This window comes from Aureibacillus halotolerans (assembly GCF_004363045.1).
Lineage (GTDB): Bacteria > Bacillota > Bacilli > Bacillales > DSM-28697 > Aureibacillus > Aureibacillus halotolerans.
The window spans coordinates 64,685-79,446 of the sequence record NZ_SNYJ01000013.1; the positions used below are offsets into that span (position 1 = coordinate 64,685).

General features: G+C 45.2%; 16 protein-coding genes and 1 riboswitch. Of the genes, 1 reads left to right on the forward strand and 15 read right to left on the reverse strand.

Going from position 1 to position 14,762, the window contains the following annotated elements; all coding sequences use genetic code 11:
• Nucleotides 1-231: 231 nt before the first annotated feature.
• Nucleotides 232-774: a LemA family protein gene (locus tag EV213_RS14515; protein WP_133581275.1), complete on the forward strand. Its 543-nt coding sequence runs from the start codon at nucleotides 232-234 to the stop codon at nucleotides 772-774.
• A 28-nt stretch (nucleotides 775-802) separates the two neighbouring features.
• Here EV213_RS14515 and EV213_RS21225 read toward each other — a convergent pair whose 3' ends face one another.
• From EV213_RS21225 to EV213_RS14585, 15 genes are all read right to left on the reverse strand, one after another.
• Nucleotides 803-928 carry a hypothetical protein gene (locus EV213_RS21225; RefSeq protein WP_279512767.1) on the reverse strand — a complete coding sequence of 42 codons (126 nt, stop codon included), beginning with the start codon at nucleotides 926-928 and terminating at the stop codon, nucleotides 803-805.
• 65 nt (nucleotides 929-993) lie between these two features.
• Nucleotides 994-1,602, reverse strand: coding sequence for an alpha/beta hydrolase (locus EV213_RS14520; protein WP_133581276.1), 609 nt, complete (start codon nucleotides 1,600-1,602; stop codon nucleotides 994-996).
• On the reverse strand, nucleotides 1,599-2,576 hold the full coding sequence (locus EV213_RS14525; RefSeq protein ID WP_133581277.1) for a ring-cleaving dioxygenase: 978 nt from the start codon (nucleotides 2,574-2,576) through the stop codon (nucleotides 1,599-1,601). The genes EV213_RS14520 and EV213_RS14525 overlap by 4 nt, the downstream gene beginning before the upstream one ends.
• A gap of 18 nt (nucleotides 2,577-2,594) precedes the next feature.
• Nucleotides 2,595-3,017 (reverse strand): MarR family winged helix-turn-helix transcriptional regulator, encoded by a 423-nt coding sequence (locus EV213_RS14530; protein ID WP_133581278.1) that lies wholly within the window; start codon nucleotides 3,015-3,017, stop codon nucleotides 2,595-2,597.
• 140 nt (nucleotides 3,018-3,157) lie between these two features.
• A complete protein-coding gene (gene arfA, locus EV213_RS14535) occupies nucleotides 3,158-4,669 on the reverse strand; it encodes an arabinosylfuranosidase ArfA (protein ID WP_133581279.1) in 1,512 nt (503 codons plus the stop codon).
• Nucleotides 4,670-4,771: 102 nt separating this feature from the next.
• Nucleotides 4,772-5,758: a LacI family DNA-binding transcriptional regulator gene (locus EV213_RS14540; protein ID WP_166639334.1), complete on the reverse strand. Its 987-nt coding sequence runs from the start codon at nucleotides 5,756-5,758 to the stop codon at nucleotides 4,772-4,774.
• Between the two features lie 390 nt (nucleotides 5,759-6,148).
• Entirely contained in the window at nucleotides 6,149-7,501 is a 1,353-nt protein-coding gene (aroA, locus tag EV213_RS14545; protein ID WP_208112765.1) for a 3-phosphoshikimate 1-carboxyvinyltransferase, read from the reverse strand.
• Nucleotides 7,502-7,610: 109 nt separating this feature from the next.
• Nucleotides 7,611-8,792: a DUF418 domain-containing protein gene (locus tag EV213_RS14550; RefSeq protein ID WP_133581282.1), complete on the reverse strand. Its 1,182-nt coding sequence runs from the start codon at nucleotides 8,790-8,792 to the stop codon at nucleotides 7,611-7,613.
• Nucleotide 8,793: 1 nt separating this feature from the next.
• Nucleotides 8,794-9,300 carry a small multi-drug export protein gene (locus EV213_RS14555; RefSeq protein ID WP_166639335.1) on the reverse strand — a complete coding sequence of 169 codons (507 nt, stop codon included), beginning with the start codon at nucleotides 9,298-9,300 and terminating at the stop codon, nucleotides 8,794-8,796.
• Nucleotides 9,301-9,322: 22 nt separating this feature from the next.
• Nucleotides 9,323-9,748 (reverse strand): hypothetical protein, encoded by a 426-nt coding sequence (locus tag EV213_RS14560; RefSeq protein WP_133581284.1) that lies wholly within the window; start codon nucleotides 9,746-9,748, stop codon nucleotides 9,323-9,325.
• Nucleotides 9,741-9,950: a helix-turn-helix transcriptional regulator gene (locus tag EV213_RS14565; RefSeq protein ID WP_133581285.1), complete on the reverse strand. Its 210-nt coding sequence runs from the start codon at nucleotides 9,948-9,950 to the stop codon at nucleotides 9,741-9,743. The genes EV213_RS14560 and EV213_RS14565 overlap by 8 nt, the downstream gene beginning before the upstream one ends.
• Before the next feature lie 286 nt (nucleotides 9,951-10,236).
• Entirely contained in the window at nucleotides 10,237-11,022 is a 786-nt protein-coding gene (motB, locus tag EV213_RS14570) for a flagellar motor protein MotB (protein ID WP_133581286.1), read from the reverse strand.
• Nucleotides 11,009-11,812 (reverse strand): flagellar motor stator protein MotA, encoded by an 804-nt coding sequence (motA, locus tag EV213_RS14575; protein ID WP_133581287.1) that lies wholly within the window; start codon nucleotides 11,810-11,812, stop codon nucleotides 11,009-11,011. The genes motB and motA overlap by 14 nt, the downstream gene beginning before the upstream one ends.
• A 289-nt stretch (nucleotides 11,813-12,101) precedes the next feature.
• On the reverse strand, nucleotides 12,102-12,953 hold the full coding sequence (locus EV213_RS14580; protein ID WP_133581288.1) for a bifunctional 5,10-methylenetetrahydrofolate dehydrogenase/5,10-methenyltetrahydrofolate cyclohydrolase: 852 nt from the start codon (nucleotides 12,951-12,953) through the stop codon (nucleotides 12,102-12,104).
• 32 nt (nucleotides 12,954-12,985) lie between these two features.
• Nucleotides 12,986-13,086: riboswitch (ZMP/ZTP riboswitch) on the reverse strand.
• Between the two features lie 74 nt (nucleotides 13,087-13,160).
• A complete protein-coding gene (locus EV213_RS14585; RefSeq protein WP_133581289.1) occupies nucleotides 13,161-14,699 on the reverse strand; it encodes an FAD-dependent oxidoreductase in 1,539 nt (512 codons plus the stop codon).
• Nucleotides 14,700-14,762 lie beyond the last annotated feature (63 nt).

Consider the following 14,762-nt stretch of genomic DNA (forward strand, 5'->3'; position numbering starts at 1 on the left):
ATCTTGTTTTTTTGCATCTATTGTTTCTACCGTTTGCTAGAATTTATGCATCAATCTTGCTTGATAAACAAAATTGTAACCCCTTTCATTTGAAACGTCAACCTTCTTTTTCCATTCCCTGCACTTATTACAAAAACACTTTGTGACATTTCATAAGCCAAACAATGCATAATGCCTATGGATTTGTTAAGGTTAACATAGTCAGCTTTCCTTATAGGAGGAACCTACAAAATGATTTCAACGATTAGTTCTATTATTGGGCTTATCCTTATGCTCTTTGCCTTGTTTTATATTGCGCACTACAATACATTGCTTCGTTTGCGCCAAGCGATGCAACGGAGCAAAAGTGATGTAGAAACCTTACTTCGTCAACGTCACGATGCACTACCTGGACTTAGACGTTATATACGTCCTGAGGAAGAGCCTTTGTACAATGAATTGTCCACCTTTCAAGATCAGCTTGTCTCTGGGAACACACAGGAACGTATCAATGCCGATGCCCAAGTGCAAAAAATACTCCACCAGCTATCACTGCTTGAAACAGATGAAACAGAGTCAATCGTTGAGAAATTTCGCTCTCTAGAAGAACGCGTAGATCATTCAGCGTCTATTTACAATGAAAGTGCCGAGCGCTACAACAGGAAAATAACTGATTCTCCGGCGCAACTCTTTGCTCGCCTTTTTCAGTATAAAAAACGTACGTCGCTGACAAGCATTCATCGGCAAGGGCGTATGAAAAAACGTAAAAAAAAACCCAACAACTCGGCTGATTGACCTTCGTTGTTGGGTCTTTTGGTGAGTTCTATCTTGCGCTCCGGCCTTTACGTTTCTGATACTCTCGTTTCGCCATTGGAATGACCTTGCGTCGTATCGCTCGTTGAACGCTTGGTTTTTTAAGAACACGGAGTAGCTTTTGAAATAGTGACATAAAATGCTCCTTTTTCAAACCTCATTTATTTATGGTATACCCCTTTTTCCGGGTCGTGCAAACGTCTATATGCTTTGATCTGCTAGCCAGCTTTTAGCAGCCTCTGCCTCTCCAGCACTTAATTGATGTCCTTGTGTCGACCAAAACACTTCCGTTTTCGCTCCTGCATCTAAGAGGATCTGCTGCAAATCCTTCGTTTCCTCTGGAGGACACATTGGATCATTCTCCCCCGCACCGATCCAAACTGGTACGTCAGGAAGTTTATTAGGCCTCTTGTCACGTCGTGGAACCATGGGATGAAAGAGGACAGCGCCGGCAAGTGCTTCACTTTGCTGATAAAACATGCTTCCTGCAATGTTGGCTCCGTTAGAATAGCCAACTGCTACGACCCTTGAGCGATCAAAGCTGTACGTTTTGCTCGCTTCATCTAAAAAGGTCAGCAATTCATCGGTTCGCTGAGTTAAATTGTCCAAGTCAAACACACCGGGAGCAGACCGTCTGAAAAAACGGGGCATCCCATTTTCCTCCTCCTGGCCACGAACACTGAGCAGTCCGGCACCTGGAAGGAGATGCTTGCCAAGTGAAAGTAAGTCCTGTTCATTTCCACCTGTTCCATGCAATAGAAGCAACGTCGGCTGACCGTCTTGTTCGGCAGTTACAAAGAGATGCTTCATCTCTCTCCTCCTGTATCAAGTGGTTTGATGGTGGCCTCAATTGTTTGTCGTTTCGGCTCTAAAAATGGTGGCAAGGCAAGGCTTTCGCCAAGATGGGCTTCGTCTTCATCTGTCGCAAACCCTGGACCGTCTGTCGCCAATTCAAACAAAATGCCATTGGGTTCACGGAAATACAAGGATTTGAAGTAATAACGTTCTACAAAACCTGATGTAGGAATTCGAAGTGCCTTCATCTTTTCAACCCACTCCATGAGCTCCTCTTTATCCTCCACTCGGAATGCGACGTGATGCACTCCACCTCGACCAAGGCGCTCTGGCGGCAAATCAGTCCGCTCCTCTAGATGAACCTCTGCCCCAGTGCCTCCTTCACCTACGGAATAAATCTCTATTTCAGGCTGACCCTCCTGTTCAGCGGGACGCGTGCCTACCTTCGTAAAACCGAGTATGTCCGCAAGCACCATGCCAGTGACTTCTGCTTTCGGAACCGTCAGTTTGACCGGTCCGAGACCACGAATGAATTGCGACGCTGAAATCGGGCTCTTCTCCCATGGCTCTCCCCCTTTGATGCCTTTGTTCGTTTCATCTGAAACAAAGGCAAGGCGTTGCCCTTCAGGATCTTGAAATGGCAGCGTTTTTCGACCTACAATGTCGACAACATCGCTATGAACAACGTCATGAGCGTTTAAACGTTCTATCCAAAAATCAATCGACGCATCGTCAGGGACACGAAGTTGAATTTCCGAAATACTACGGTTGCCGTTGTGGTTGGCGGCCGCATTTGGGATTTCAAAAAAGGTAAGTTCGGTTCCTGGGTTGCCGACGCGATCCCCATAAAACAGATGATACATGCTCGTATCGTCCTGGTTGACGGTCTTTTTAATTAAGCGCATGCCTAATACCTTTGTATAAAAATCGACATTCAAACGTGCATTCGCTGTCATTGCTGATACATGATGAATCCCTTTAATTTGCATGTGTATGCCTCCATTGAGTTAGGATTGTATTTTTTTCAAAAGTCGGACGAGCTGTTTTTGCTCATCTCGTGTTAGATTTGCAAACTGCTCTTCCTGGAATGTTTCCTGTTTCGGCACAACATCCTGAAAAAGTGATTTGCCTTGGGCGGTGAGTGTTATTGATTTCGTTTTTCCAATGCTCGTCCGAACAATCCAGCCAAGGTCTTCAAGCTTTCGAATTTGTTGTGCCACATTTCCTTTCGTGACGAATAGCTTTTCAGCAAGCTTCTGCTGAGAAATAGGTTCATGAGCGCCTATTTGGGCAAGCATGTCAAATTGTGTCGCCGTCATCTTCCAACGAAGCAAATGCTGATTCGTTTCACGGATATTTTGATTGTAAACTCTTGAGAGTCGGAACCAACACAACAAGCTAAGTCTATTAGGTGACCTAGAATCACTCACTTCACTACCTCTTTCATCTTTTAAGTTTAGTACTAAACTAAATATACTACGGCTGAGGAATTCTGTCTACTTTCGAGTCCGCACAAAAAAACCGACCTATTTTTCTGGTCGGTCTAGTCTCTTCAAGGTCTTTTATATGATTACGCTTTTTTTAGGCGAATGACATTCCAAGATAACGGCGACAATGGCGCTGACAATGTGCCATTTTCAGCGGATGCCTTGCCATTGTTTTTGGGAACGACTGGTGTTTTATTGACTGTGTTCACTGCCTTCAGGTCATTGTTCTCGAGCACGATGTGTTCTTGCACCTTGTAGCCTTCGAAGCTACGTATGTCACCGCTTAACTCTAACGTCTGCTCTTGATGACGATTGACAGCGAAAATTGTAATTTCTTCATTTTCTTCATTCCAGACCGCCGTTGTATCAAGATAAGGAATATCCGTGAAATCTTTGCTATCATATTTCGGTGAATCGACTAGCAAATGTAGCGCTTGCCCGCGACCATAAACGGAAGCATGCTGATAAGGATAGAAAATTGTCTGCTTCCACGCCTTGCCACCTTTTTCAGTCATAATAGGGGCAATCACGTTTACGAGCTGAGCAAGGCAGGCGATTTTCACACGATCTGCATGCTTCATTAGACTAATAAGCATGCTGCCGACAAGCAAAGCATCTTCAAACGTGTAGCGATCCTCTAAGCGGGGTGGTGCGACGCCCCAATGTGGAATTTCGAGGTCAGAGGCGTTGGAATGATACCAGACATTCCATTCATCAAAAGAAAGCATCATTTTCTTTTTGCTGCGTTTTTTTGCTTTCACATAATCTGCCGTTGCGACGACCGACTCAATAAAATCGTCCATATCAAGGCTGCGAGCCAAGTAGTTTCCAAGGTCGTTGTTCCTATTCCCATAGTATGTATGGAGTGAGATATATTCGACATGATCGTACGTATGCTCAAGGACGGTTGCTTCCCATTGAGCAAATGTTGGCATATTTCGGTTTGAGCTTCCACAAGCCACAAGCTCGATCGATGGATCTACGAGTTTCATTAACTTCGCTGCTTCCGTTGCCTTACGACCATATTCTTCTGCCGTTTTGGCCTCCATCTGCCACGGTCCATCCATTTCGTTGCCGAGACACCATGTTTTGAACTTGTGTGGTTCTGCATATCCGTGCGATTTACGTAGATCGCTATAGTATGTGCCACCAGGATGGTTACAATATTCAACTAAATTTCTTGCTGCATCCGATCCTCTTGTACCAAGGTTTACAGCCATGTTCACTTCAGTGCCAGCTTTTTTGGCCCAATGCGCAAATTCATTTGTGCCGATTAGGTTTGGTTCGAGGGTGTGCCAGGCAAGATCAAGTCGCTTCGGACGATCTTCCACTGGACCGACGCCATCCTCCCAATTGTAACCGGATACAAAATTTCCTCCAGGATAACGCACAAGCGGGACATCTAACTCTTTGACTAACGCGAGGACATCTTTACGGAAGCCATCCTCATCTGCTTCTGGGTGATCTGGTTCATAGATCCCTTCATACACTGCGCGACCAAGATGTTCAACAAAAGATCCGTATAAACGCTTATCAACTTCGCCAATCGTATACCTCTGATCTGCAATAATTGTCGCCTTCAAACGATCCGCCATAAGTTCCCTCCTGAAAATATGTTTTTTCCGTGTACGTACACGAATAGTGTAAGGTGAAGCTACTAAAAAGTCAATGCAGTTTTAATTTTTTCATAATTTGTCTTAAAGAGAGGCTCCACGTATGAGCTGGTGGGACAACAGTTTCTTGATTGGCGCACGATCCGTTTCAATACGGTTTAAAAGCAGACGAATCGCTTCAGAACCCATCCCTTCAAGGTCAAAAGACACAGTGTTTAAAGCAGGCTCTACATACTGCAACGTATCAATATTATCAAACCCTACAAGGCCCACATCCTGCCCAACAATAAGATTTGTTTCCTTGAACCTTTTTAAGATTTCAAGCGCGTAATAGTCACAAGAACAAACGATGGCAGTTCGTTTCTCTTCAAAGGAAAGTGGATCTAGGGCAGTAAGATAATCTGGATCCGTAATTAACTGATGAGCTTCAAGCAAATTGGCTGCTCGCAAGCTTTCCAGACAACCCTCATAGCGCTCTGTTTGTGTGTAGATGTTTGAGTGCTTATAAAACCGCAAGGGCGGGCAAATATAGATAATCTTCTCATAACCAAGCTGAACGGCGCTGTCCACCGCCTCTTTCATCGCCACGCGGTCACGTATACCTACAAAATCAAGCGAATCGGCAATGTAATTGCTTAGCGTCACAATGGGTGTTGACAACGAAGCTAAGTAATCAGCGAATCCCTCGCCTTTATTTACGGAAAACAAAACAATCCCATCGACCTTTTGACTTATCAATTGTTCAATACACTTTTTCTCATCTTCAGGCGACTTGTCCGTCAGAACGAGGTTAACATGATAGCCGTCTTTTCGAGCCTCTTTCTCAATCGCATTCATCATTTGGGCAAACGAGCGATTATACAAATCAAAAAGCACAATGCCCAATGTCATCGTTTTCCCACGCACAAGGCTTTGTGCCCTAGCGTCTGGACGATAATGATGCTCCTTAGCCACTTTTAGGATGCGTTCCTTCGTCTTGCCACTAATACCATAGCGGTTGTTTAACGCTCGGTCCACAGTCCCCGGAGAGACATTGCAAAGCTTTGCTAGCTCTTTTATCGTGATCCCCATGCACATGTAATCCTTTCCATATAGACCGCCTTTGAAAAAAGGCGACATACAGTGTATTGATACTGCTAAATACGAGTACCTATTTATTCCTCTAGTGCGCTACAAAGCGTTTATTTCTTCTTGAAACTGCGATAGGAATACGCTTTTCACTTTATGTACTACCCGCTTCCTGAAGCTGCGAGGTAGAAATTCCGGTTCGAGAGAAATGTGGAGAACCATTTCTTCGACCCGTGATGTTCTACTCTGCGCTTCAAAACGCGCTCGCCTACGCTTTTCTTGGCCAGCTTCGCGCCGTAGAAGCTGCGGCGCAGAAATCCTCGAGCTTGTGAAATGTGAAGAACCATTTCACAGCCCGATGATGTTCTGACCTCCGCTTCTGAACGTACGGCGCTACGCTTTTCTACTTACCCTTACATTAAATTGTTCTAGCATGTCGAAGAAGGTTGGGCAGGTTTTGGATACGCTGCCTGGGTCTTCTATTGTGAGTTGTTCGATTTTCGTGCCGATGAGGGCGAGGGACATGGCGATTCTGTGGTCATCGTAGGAGGAAAGGCTTTCACCTGCTTTTGGTTGTCCGGGATGAATTGTCCAGCCGTCTTGATGCTCGGTGATGTCGATGCCAAGTTGTGTTAAAGACTCGGTCATGGCTTGAATTCGGTCACTTTCATGGTGACGGATGTGCTCTACATCGGTAATGGTGATGGGGCCGTCGCAAAAAGGAACGAGGGCAGCGATCGTCAGCGCCTGATCGGACATTTCTTTCATAGAAATGGTACGTCCGCCCTTTAGCTGTTCTGGACCTGTTACTTTGACGGTTGACCCGGACGTTTCAACGGTACATCCGAAGGTTTCCAGGATTTCTAGAACGCCAATGTCTGGCTGGTTCGTGTCTAAATTCATGTTGGTCACTTCAACTGTGCCACCATGAAGGGCGGCGAGGGCGAAAAAGTAGCAGGCTGTGGAAGCGTCTGCCTCCAGTGAGTAGTCTTTCGGCTGGTACACTTGTGGCGCCACTTCAAAGCGATTAAAATCGTCGTTGTATGTTACGTTTACACCGTGTTCTTTCATAATATCGATAGTGATTTTCACGTAAGCGTGCTGCACGATACCGTCTGTGACGTTGAGGACGACACCGTTCTTTGCTGCTGGAGCAGCCATTAACAGACCGCTAATAAACTGGCTTGACTGTTTTCCAGAAATGGTTCCTTCTCCACCGAGAAATTCTGCCGCCTCAAGTTTCACAGGATACACTCCAGGGGTTTGCTCGTAGGTCACTGCTTGTCCCCATTGTTCGAGTACATCAAACAATGGCTTCACTGGCCGTTCGCTCATCCGACGACTTGCACGGACGGTTTGTGGCACATCTGTATGCGCGCTAAGGAGCCCTGGTAGAAAGCGTGCGGTTGTACCTGCAGCTCCAATATACAGCTCCGCACTTTGGTTAAGACGTTGTCCACCAATGCCGTGAACGACAACAGACTCCCCATCGATTTCAATCGCAACACCAATCGATTTCAACGCCTCGAGGCAAAAATACGAATCGTCACTACGAAGTACCCCGTCTAAACGGCTGGTTCCTTCAGCAAACGCAGCGAGAATGAGCGCCCGATTTGTAAAGCTCTTGCTTCCTGGAATTGTAATGCTACCGTTCATTGGTTCTTTATGCTGATGAATGGTGACTGCTTTGTATTGACTAATTTCCGACCACGGTGAGCGCGCTTCTAAATCAGGAACGTGTGCCATCAATCATTTTCCTCCCAGACATTGCAAGTTTTCTTTAACTATCACATATTTCTTTGTATACATCAACCGATTTCGCTCTATTTCTTTAACAGACAAAAGCTTAAAAGCATTAAAGTGATTTTTTGCCGTAAATGAGTTTTCTCCATATCCATTCGACTGGCCCTTGCTCTGCATGTCTGAGCCACAAACTACTGAGCAGCATTTGTACAAGGATAATAACAACGGCGATGAGCATTCCTTGAACAACACTTACCTGTCCGAAAAGCCCGAAGCCAAACCCATAGAACATGAACACACAAATGAGCGATTGAGCAAGGTAGTTCGTCAACGCCATTCGTCCTAATGCAGATAACGCCGTCACTCTGCGCTGCCAACCCTCTTTTTGCAAAAGTAGGACGAATACTGCGATATATGACACAGTTAAGATCGGCCCACCAATTAAGTTTACAGCGTCACTAAGTGCATAACCTAAATGAGCAGGGATCGGCAACCAGTCATGACGCAAACTTACAAAAAGAAGCGAAAAGAACAGACCAATCCAGCCGCCATGAATTGCCAGGCGACGCCACATCGTCTTGTACTTCTCTACGTTTTTGAATGCATTCATTTTCCCAAAAGCCATACCGATTAGAAATAATCCCAAAACGTTTGGCAAAGTAAAAGGAAGACTAAATAGGAGTAATACGGCCTCTGATTGCCAACGAAAGGAAAGAATTTCTCCGTAGCTCCCCGTTTGAAACAGTTGCATAATAGGCAAAAGACTTCCACTGCCTACGTCAGTATTTGCATAGGCAGCAGCAACACCTAGTAATGCTGTCCCGACCCCAGTGAATATAATTAGCAAAATCCCCCAGCGCAGAAGCTGTTCAGAAGATTTCCTTCGAAAGAGGAGCAGGATAAACCCTGCAATCGCGTAAGTATGTAAAATGTCCCCCGACCAAATGAAGATGAGGTGGACAAGCCCAATGCAAAGCAAGGTTGCCATTCTTCTTTTGAATAGCGCCTTGCCATTGAGATTTCGCTCTGAAAGCCTAGAATAGAAGAGGTAAAAACCAATCCCAAACAATATCGAAAACAGCGGATAAAACTTTGCCGTCACAAACAATTCAAGCACAAGCTGACCAAAGGCATCCAAAGGATGTGGCGACCAAGTTGGAAGAGATAGATCATGGAACACTAAGGACTTAAATCCTGACATATTGGATAAAAGGATGCCTATTAAGGCAAAACCTCGAATGACATCGAGAGATTGAATTCGATCAGCTTGTTGTATTGGCTTTGAGTGCGTCATCTTATTCGTCTACCCGAAGCATTTCATAGAGGAAACCGTTGTTGCCAGTATTTTCTTGGATTAAATCCACTCCGTAAAAGGACAGTACACCCATCGCAACACACCATAGCACCAGGCTTCCCGTCATCCATGCCGTCACTTTTGTTTTGTTATTGCTAAATGTCATTGCCGTCAAAGCCGCAAGGTGACTACCGATAATTAGTGGTCCAAGTAGGCTAACCCCTACAATCCCATATTTCGTCCACAGACGTTCCGCACGCTCACGCTTTTTAGAAGGGGCGTCAACATCAATGCCTTTACGACGTCGACGGTCTTCGTTCCACTTTTTTAGCCGTTCTGCCAAAAAAATCACGAGGAGCACTGTTAGTAAGTTTCCAAGCAAAGCAACGACAGCAACAACAATGACATTTAATCCTGCAAGTGCACCAATCGGAATAACTGCAATAACTTCAAAGAAAGGTGTTGCTGCAAAAACAAAGACGAGCAAATAAGCAATAAAAAAAGCCATAAGTACATCTCCATTCATTCATTTATTGTTTGTAATAATGCCTAGTGTCCCACCAAAAAATCGTATACTGTGTAACACCAAGAATAAAAAAGAGTGCGAGTGGGACAAGTGGAAACAAAGGGAAGAAGGTCAGGGCAATCATCGAAAAGGGAACTGCAAAATAGTAAAACATATACACTTTCCGACAAGCTTTATTAATCACCCAACGCTGCCCTTCATCTTCATCATGAAGCTCATATGGAGTGAAGGATACAAAGCGTATTCGACGCTTGGGATGACGCTTGTTGTGGATTAGGATAAGGATAAAGAAAATGACAAGAGCTCCTAGCCCGAGCCATACATATTTTCGAGATTCATCTTCATGTTCAAGTGCCCCATAGATCATAGACGTTACGATGAATAAAAACAAAGCAGCTGTGAACGGTGAACGTATTATTTTTTCAAGCATCTTTTTCCTCCTCCAGCCAAAAAACATCCTCTAGTTTTTCATTAAACACTTGCGATATTTTTAGAGCGAGAGCTACAGATGGAGCATAATCTCCCTTTTCGATCATTCCTACCGTTTGACGTGTGGCCCCAATCGCTTTCGCTAAATCGGATTGAGTGAACGAATACCGGGCACGCATTTCACGCACTCTATTTTTCAGCATACCTTCACATCCTTTCGTAACTTTCTGCGCATAATGGCACCAATCCTACACTACTATGACAATTTCCATCCTGTTTAATGAGCACTTCAACCTCACGAAGATCGATAGCAGGATGAGCGACCGAGGAGTATTCAATACAACTGAATCGCTACGGCGTATGTGTACACATCATGTTAATCATCATATACATAATGTACATTATAATTGTCATTATGTAAATCATTATTGTCATTGAAATAAAAATAGCCTCTTGACCCATATGTGTGGGTGAAGAGGCTTTTATTCTTTATGGAGTTGAAGACGTCGTATCGGCCGTACGCGGCAAAATTAAAATTTCGACACGTCTGTTTTTTTCTCGTCCTTCTGGCGTTTCATTAGAGGCAACGGGACGATATTCTCCAAACCCTTTTGCACTAAACCACTGCGGCAACAGAGCATCGTTTTTCATAAGCAGTTTCATAAAGTTCACAGATCTCATCACACTGAGCTCCCAGTTTGAATCAAATCTTGCGGTACGTATTGGAACGTTATCCGTATGTCCGCTGATGATAATTTGACGCGGCGGATCCATTACAAGCAGATCTGAAAGCTCATTGGCGATGGGCTCGTACTCTGAACGAACATCTGCACGACCAGAACGGAATAAGATACTGTCTCGAATAAGAATCAATAGCCCTTCATCACTTAGTGACGTTTCAAAGGTTTCTTCCAGCTGATTCGAAGCAATATAGCTATCAATTTTTTCTTGAATTTCCTCTAGCTCTTTAAGCTCACGCTCTGTAAGCGCACTGTCATCCTCGTCTTCTCCTTCAGCAGTAGTGCCTAGGTTTTTCACATCCATTGTAGTGCCGCGCGTCGGCGCGTCAGACGGAAAATCCATCACTCCTGTTCCCCCAGTGAAAAGTTCACTAAAAACGCCGGACATCGCTCTGAATTTTTCAGCATCGACACTACTTGTGGAAAACAAGACAATAAACAGAGCGAGCAGTAAGGTCATCAAATCGGCATAAGGAATGAGCCAGGACTCGTCGATATGTTCCTCTTTATGCTTTTTTTTCCTACGCTGCGTCATTTTGCAGCGCTCCTTTTCCAGCTTTTTCTACCGTTGTGCGTTCCTTCTCGGAAAGGTAAGAGGACAGCTTTTGCTCTAACGCTTTCGGCGATTCTCCTTCAAGCAGAGACAGAATGCCTTCAATCATCATTTGCTTCACGCGAATTTCTTGTTTTGACTTCTGTTTAAGCTTGTTGGCAAAGGGATGCCAAAGGACATAACCGCTAAAAATCCCCATAAGTGTTGCCACAAAAGCTGCCGAAATCGCTGCACCGAGCTTATCGATGTCGCTCATATTGCCAAGCGCTGAAATCAATCCGATAACTGCACCTAAGACACCTAAGGTCGGGGCATACATACCAGCCTGACTGAAGATTTGAGCATTCCCTAAATGTCTTTCTTCCATCGCGTCAACTTCTTCTGACAGAACATCACGAATGTAATCAGAGTTTTTCCCATCAATCGCCATTTGCATGCCGTTTTTAAGGAATGTATCATTTAATTCTTGCATTCTCCCTTCAAGGAGCAGCAACCCTTCCTTCCGTGCGGTTTCCGTCCATGAAGAAAACAGGGCAATCACCTCGGCAGGAGACATGATTTGCTGTTCCTTAAACAAGATACCAAATAATTTCGGCACCTTTTTTATTTCATTCGTCGGGAATGCGATGCAAACAGCGGCTGCTGTTCCTACTATAATGATTAAAACCGCCGCAGGATTAATCAGCACATCCAAGCTTACACCTTTCATAAACATGCCCACTAGAACAGCCACCAAGCCAAGCACAATTCCAACGAGTGACGCTTTATCCATTTTTCATCACCTTTATGTCAGTCTTCTCTCTTTCTTATATCGGCAGATGAACAATAGATTTTAAGAGCTCGCGAAGAAATCGTCCATTTGTACCAGTTAACTTTTTGTTCACCCCCGCTTATTTTGGGCTAGTATGTACTGAACACCTAATAGACCGTTTTTCATTATCGTTCAAACAAATTTAAAAGATTTGAATTTCATGCATTCTCGCTTTGATCATGCTAGCGAGATAGACAAAAAAACACGAAAGACCTTTTAGTAGAGGCTCTTCCGTGTTTTTGCTTATTTCTTAGACGAGGAGACCTGCTGACTTCTCTGCAGACTCGACGGTTTGCTTTAATAAGGTGGCTATCGTGACGGGACCAACGCCACCAGGGACTGGGGTGATAGCACTCGCTTTTTTATAACAGGCGTCGTATTCGACATCACCGACATTTCCAGGGTTGTATCCTGCGTCAACAATGATGGCCCCCTCTTTAATCCAATCGCCTTTAACAAATTCGGGTTTCCCAACAGCTGCAACGACAATGTCAGCGCGCGACACTTTCTCTGCCAGCGCCTGGGTCTTAGAGTGACAAATCGTCACAGTCGCATTGCGGTTCAGCAGTAGCAATGATACGGGTTTTCCGAGAATAGGGCTTCGTCCAACAACGACCACATCTTTGCCTTCAAGCTCGATATTAAAATAATCAAGAATGGAAATAATGGCGCCTGGAGTACAGGATGGAAAGCGTCCAAAATCAAGGCCCGTCCGACCAAATGACGCACTTGTGACACCATCAACATCTTTATCTGGGTGAATGGCTTCAAACGCCGCCCGCTCATCCAAATGGGAAGGAATCGGGTGCTGAAGCAGGATGCCATTCACTTTTGGATCTTCATTCAACTCTTTAATCGTTTGCATCAATGTGTCTTGCGTTGTATCCGCTGGCAGTACAACGGCTTTGGACTCAATGCCAACCTTTTCGCATGCTTTCCCCTTCATTTTCACATACGTTGCAGAGGAAGGGTCGTCTCCTACCAAAATCGTTGCCAAGCACGTGTCGTGTCCTTGACGTTTCAGTTCATCCGTACGTTCTTTTACCTCGTCTCTCATAGCCTGAGAAACAATTCGACCGTCAAGCAACAATGGGTCACTCATCGTAAAACCTCCTTATGGGATCAAAAGCAGGTCGCGGATGCCCAGGCGAACGGCATGCGATTTTATGCAAAGCGTTTGTTTTCCGGCTCCCTCGTGGTGGCCTCCACGTTCATCGCCAGTTACCGAAAATGTTCGTCACCTTAAGTATAAATCACATTTGATGCTTCGAAAAGTCCCATTGTGCAAGATCCCAATCACAACCTCAGATTATTCGATACGTTCGTCGACATCAATCACTCGGAGCGGCTTTTCTGCAGGTCCATTAAGGACAAGACCATCAATGTCAAATCGTGAACCGTGGCAAGGGCATTCCCATGCTAAGTCGCTGGCATTCCAATTGACTTCACACCCCACATGCGTGCAGGTTGTGTCAACAGCATGCACTTTTCCTTCTGGCTCACGATATATCCCAACACGTTCGCCTTGATGCAAAACAACATCGCCTTCGCCAGGTTTGATATCGTCAACATGCTTCTGCAAGAGTCCAAACTTCCCACGCACAAGGTGCTTGGCCACATCCATATTGTCTCGAATGAGCTGCTTCATCGATCCAAAGCGCGCTGGCGAAAACATAGATTCTTCTTCTTTGCCTTCAACATAGCGAGCGAGGATGTGAGCTGCCGCTGCACTTGTCGTCATCCCCCATTTTCGAAAGCCTGTAGCGACGAGTACATTTCTATGTTGCTCCGTCATTGGACCGATGAAAGGCAGCTTGTCGTTTGTCACTAAATCTTGTGCTGACCAGCGATAGTGGACGCTTTTAACACCAAAGGCGCGTGACGCATACGAAAGCAAATGCTCATATGGCTTATGCGTATTGATGCCTTGTCCGGTTTTGTGTCCCTCTCCCCCAACAAGAAGCAATGGTGTGCCATCCTCTGCTTTAGCCGTACGAAGGGAATGCTGCGGAGGATCGATTTCTAAAAACATGCCATCCGGTTTATCCACATCACTTTCCACAGCAAGAACGTACGATCGACTTACATGCATGCGGGCAAAATAAAAGCCATGCGTATCAACAAACGGGAAATGTGTACAAATCAACACATGATCCCCCTGTGCTTCAGCGCCATTGCGGCAATGCACCACTGGAAGCGTCCCGAAATTCACCTTTATGGCAGGGGAATGCTCGAATAAACGTACGCCCAAACGTTCACACTCTGACAATAAAAAACGCGCGTACCTTACAGGATGGAACTGCGCTTGACTAGGGACGACAATCGCCTTTTGTGCGTTTAAGTATTCAGGAAGCTGCCCTTCATACACCCCGCCAGGAATGTGTAACTGCTCATACGCCCGGGCTTCGCGTTCAAGCTTATCTACCGAAAGATCCTGTGTTGTGTACAAGTAGGACGGTTGCTCCTCCCAATCACAGTCAATCTGGTGCTGCTCTACCATTCCCTTCATCCAACGAAACGCTTCATCGTTTGCTTTATAATAAGCCTTCGTTTTTTCAAGACCAAAACGTTGGAGAAATTCATCGTATATCACATCATGCTGCACGGAAACCTTAGCAGTAGTATGCCCACTCGTTCCGGTCATGAGATTACCTGCCTCAAGGAGGACAACCTCCTTGCCTTCCTTTGCCAGCAAATAAGCTGTTGTTAACCCCGTCAGACCGCCCCCCACGACAACGACATCCGCGGACACTCGGTCCTCCAAAACTGGAAACGACTTTTCCACAGCATGCTCTTGCCATAATGATTGTATATTTTGCGGAAGCAGCTCTTTACCATCATTGGTCATGTCATCCAACTCCTTTTTCATAGCATGACCTGGCAACTGCTCGCTCATTCGTTTAATCACAGC

Bases quoted from the DNA above. Each gene is read 5' to 3' on its own strand.
- EV213_RS14565 (WP_133581285.1), bottom strand. From the start codon at position 9,950: ATGCTGAAAAATAGAGTGCGTGAAATGCGTGCCCGGTATTCGTTCACT.
- EV213_RS14540 (WP_166639334.1), bottom strand. From the start codon at position 5,758: ATGGGGATCACGATAAAAGAGCTAGCAAAGCTTTGCAATGTCTCTCCG.
- aroA (WP_208112765.1), bottom strand. From the start codon at position 7,501: ATGGCACACGTTCCTGATTTAGAAGCGCGCTCACCGTGGTCGGAAATT.
- motA (WP_133581287.1), bottom strand. From the start codon at position 11,812: ATGGATAAAGCGTCACTCGTTGGAATTGTGCTTGGCTTGGTGGCTGTT.
- motB (WP_133581286.1), bottom strand. From the start codon at position 11,022: ATGACGCAGCGTAGGAAAAAAAAGCATAAAGAGGAACATATCGACGAG.
- EV213_RS14560 (WP_133581284.1), bottom strand. From the start codon at position 9,748: ATGCTTGAAAAAATAATACGTTCACCGTTCACAGCTGCTTTGTTTTTA.
- EV213_RS14580 (WP_133581288.1), bottom strand. From the start codon at position 12,953: ATGAGTGACCCATTGTTGCTTGACGGTCGAATTGTTTCTCAGGCTATG.
- EV213_RS14555 (WP_166639335.1), bottom strand. From the start codon at position 9,300: ATGGCTTTTTTTATTGCTTATTTGCTCGTCTTTGTTTTTGCAGCAACA.
- EV213_RS14515 (WP_133581275.1), top strand. From the start codon at position 232: ATGATTTCAACGATTAGTTCTATTATTGGGCTTATCCTTATGCTCTTT.
- arfA (WP_133581279.1), bottom strand. From the start codon at position 4,669: ATGGCGGATCGTTTGAAGGCGACAATTATTGCAGATCAGAGGTATACG.
- EV213_RS14585 (WP_133581289.1), bottom strand. From the start codon at position 14,699: ATGACCAATGATGGTAAAGAGCTGCTTCCGCAAAATATACAATCATTA.
- EV213_RS14525 (WP_133581277.1), bottom strand. From the start codon at position 2,576: ATGCAAATTAAAGGGATTCATCATGTATCAGCAATGACAGCGAATGCA.
- EV213_RS14520 (WP_133581276.1), bottom strand. From the start codon at position 1,602: ATGAAGCATCTCTTTGTAACTGCCGAACAAGACGGTCAGCCGACGTTG.
- EV213_RS21225 (WP_279512767.1), bottom strand. From the start codon at position 928: ATGTCACTATTTCAAAAGCTACTCCGTGTTCTTAAAAAACCAAGCGTT.
- EV213_RS14550 (WP_133581282.1), bottom strand. From the start codon at position 8,792: ATGACGCACTCAAAGCCAATACAACAAGCTGATCGAATTCAATCTCTC.